This is a genomic window from bacterium (genome assembly GCA_037131655.1).
Classification (GTDB): Bacteria; Armatimonadota; Fimbriimonadia; order Fimbriimonadales; family JBAXQP01; genus JBAXQP01.
In genome coordinates this window covers 1-2,836 of the sequence record JBAXQP010000324.1, presented here as the reverse complement: position 1 = coordinate 2,836, position 2,836 = coordinate 1, and the positions used below count along the sequence as shown (strand labels likewise).

3 protein-coding genes are annotated in these 2,836 nt (G+C 44.8%); 1 reads left to right on the top strand and 2 read right to left on the bottom strand.

Annotated features, from left to right (window positions below):
• Positions 1–1,060, bottom strand: a 1,060-nt coding sequence (locus WCO51_11885) for an aminoacyl--tRNA ligase-related protein (GenBank protein ID MEI6513954.1), incomplete at its 3' end; no start/stop codon positions are given.
• A gap of 186 nt (positions 1,061–1,246) precedes the next feature.
• Between WCO51_11885 and WCO51_11880 the strand changes: the two genes are divergently transcribed.
• Positions 1,247–1,864, top strand: a complete 618-nt coding sequence (locus WCO51_11880) for a Type 1 glutamine amidotransferase-like domain-containing protein (protein MEI6513953.1) — start codon at positions 1,247–1,249, stop codon at positions 1,862–1,864.
• Positions 1,865–1,962: 98 nt separating this feature from the next.
• Here WCO51_11880 and WCO51_11875 read toward each other — a convergent pair.
• On the bottom strand, positions 1,963–2,836 hold an 874-nt coding region (locus WCO51_11875), incomplete at its 5' end, for a His/Gly/Thr/Pro-type tRNA ligase C-terminal domain-containing protein (protein ID MEI6513952.1).

Here is a 2,836-nt window from a genome sequence, read left to right as displayed (position 1 = left end):
GTGCTAACCAGAGTGGCAACACTGGCGGGTCTTTCTTGAGGGCGTCTTCGAGGATAATGAGCATCCAGCGTTCAATAGTCCCGAGAGAGCTGTGAATGACAGTGTAGTTTCCTTTACTGCCGTCCACTGCTTTGTAGTGGATACCGAGACGTTCTGAGCTTTCAAGGTCAAGCTGAACGTGAAAGAGTCTCTGCATATGGTTGGTATGCACGATGTGTTTCATGACCCAGTATTGTTTTTGGCGCGGAATGATTTCGACAAGCATCTTCTCTCCGTCATTGAGCATTGCGGTCATAGTTGCTTTGACCTCTGGATAGAAGTTCTGCGGTACCTGAAAGTGGGTCACTGGATGGAGATCGAGTTCGTTCGCGATGGCCATCATCAATCGGTGGATTTCTTTATATTCAACGAGTCCTTGTCTGAGATCGGGACAGAAACTATGAACATCATTGAGCAAGAAATACCGTGCCTTTTGGATGCCAGATACGCCGCCGCTTTCAAGGTACCGGAAACTGTGCGTTTGCTCGTAGATTCTGAGTGGCATATGGCTACAGGTGATTTGAGCATCTTTCATTACCGTGTAAAGGCCCAGGTCATCGTTAAAGCGTAGAACAAATATATCCTGATCCTGGTTCTGGAACACTGAATAGACACTTTCGTTAAATATGCCTATATGTTCACGCACAGCCACGCTGCCATTACGATAAAGGAATGGCGTTTTGATGGGCAGTGCGCCGAACGTGTTGATAGAAAGCTCTTCACACCAGGTTGACAACAGTTGGCGTATGAGTGTGCCTTTTGGGTAGAACCGAAAGTGACCTTTGTCACTGGCCGGTTCGTAATCTATCCATTCAAGCTGTTGCATTACGTGCATGTGATTGATTACGTGGGCTGACTTCTCAGTTCCCATCACATGCATGATTAGTCTGGTCAAAATAGGGTCGTGTTGGGTACCAGCTTCAAGCGAATCCTTTTTTGACAGAATCGTTTCGTTACCTGTAGCGTCCAATATAAAAAATTGGGACGCGGGTAATTCGGTGGTAACATTACCTTTTATCATTTCTTTCTCCAATCTTTTGTAGGACTACAGGACGCAGTTTCCTGTTCCCGTTTTGTTAACGAACCAATCAAACAATAATTTGATTATTTGACATTGTATGGTATAATAATAAAGTTAAGGTGTCAAACTCTAAATTTTTGAAAAAAATAACGTCCATCAAGAATATAATGCGTATATGATCTTTTTATGAAATTCTATCTTTCATCTTATAAATTAGGAAATGAAATCGATACATTGAAATCGCTCATTCCAACCAATAAAAAAACTGCATTTATTTCGAATGCACTTGATTTTTCAAACGATCTTGAGCGAAGGAAGAAGAGTGAACAATCAGATATAGATGATCTTGTTGGTGTTGGGCTTGATGTAGAGTTGGTTGACCTGAGACATTATTTTGATCATCAAAATGAACTAGAGAAAAAACTTAATGAATTTGGTGTTATTTGGGTGCGTGGTGGCAATGTCTTTGTACTGCGTGAAGCAATGAAAAGAAGCGGGTTTGATTTAATACTTAGCCACCTCATCCAAAAAGAAGGAATCCTGTATGGTGGATATAGTGCTGGTGTCTGCATTCTAGCGCCAACACTTCGTGGTATTGAGCTTGTGGACGATCCTAATGTAAAGCCTTATGGAGATGACACTGAGACTGTTTTTGAAGGATTAAATATTATTGATTACTCTATCGTTCCTCATTATCAATCGAGTCATCCGGAATCAGAGAAGATGGAGATGGTTGTTGAATATATGAAAAAAAATGAGATTCCTTTTAAAACATTGAAAGATGGGGAAGTGATAGTCTTATAGGTTATCTCGAAAAATTTTGATAGTAGAATAAAAAAATGGGGGAGCGAAGCTGTTGCTTCCTCCCCCTTATTGCAGGTACTTCTGCTTTTTGACCTGTGCTAGTTTCGTCCGCGGAATACCGGCCGTTTGGAAACGAGCATCCCCGACAGATACGAGAACGGCATCTTGGCAGTCTGCTGATTGATGAGCAGGGCCAATTCGTCGACACTCATTTGTTGTTGCTTGGCTCCCCGGATACGAACGGAAAGAGGAGCTCCTGCCTGTTCCTTGTCTCCGCAGATAACGACGTAAGGTACCCATTCGCGTTCTGCTCCACGGATACGCCAGCTCATTGGCTCACTCCGTTCATCGACATCAACCCGGATGCGATGTTTTTTCAGCTCCTCGGCCACCCCAAGGCAATAGCCCAGGTGTTTTTCTTCGGAAACTGGGATGAAACGGACTTGCGTTGGTGCTAACCAGAGTGGCAACACTGGCGGGTCTTTCTTGAGGGCGTCTTCGAGGATCGAGAATATCCATCTTTCGATTGACCCAATTGAGCTGTGAACGATGGTGCAGCCTTTCGATTCGCCATCCGCGGCGACGTAGGTGATGCCGTAGAGTGCGGCGTCCTTAATGTCGAGTTGAACAGTGGATGTTTGGCAGATACCCGCATTGCAGTCCACAGTGTTTACTTCGTGCTTGAGAACCCAGTAATGCTTCATGTCAGAGAGAATCTCAATCAGCGCTGGTGCGCCGTTGTATTTGATCATCTCGACCAGTTCTGCCTTGTGGCTGTTGTAGAACTCCTCGACAACCCTGAAGGCGACGGCGTAATTCACTCCCATGCCGTTTGCTAAATCGGTGTAACGGTAAAAGAGCGTCTTGTACTCGTCAAGACCTTGTTCGAGATCGAGGCAGAAGCTGTGAATGTCTGGCATCCAGAACCCACGAAGGCGCCGTAAGCCCGAAAGACTGCCACTTGCCTCGTAC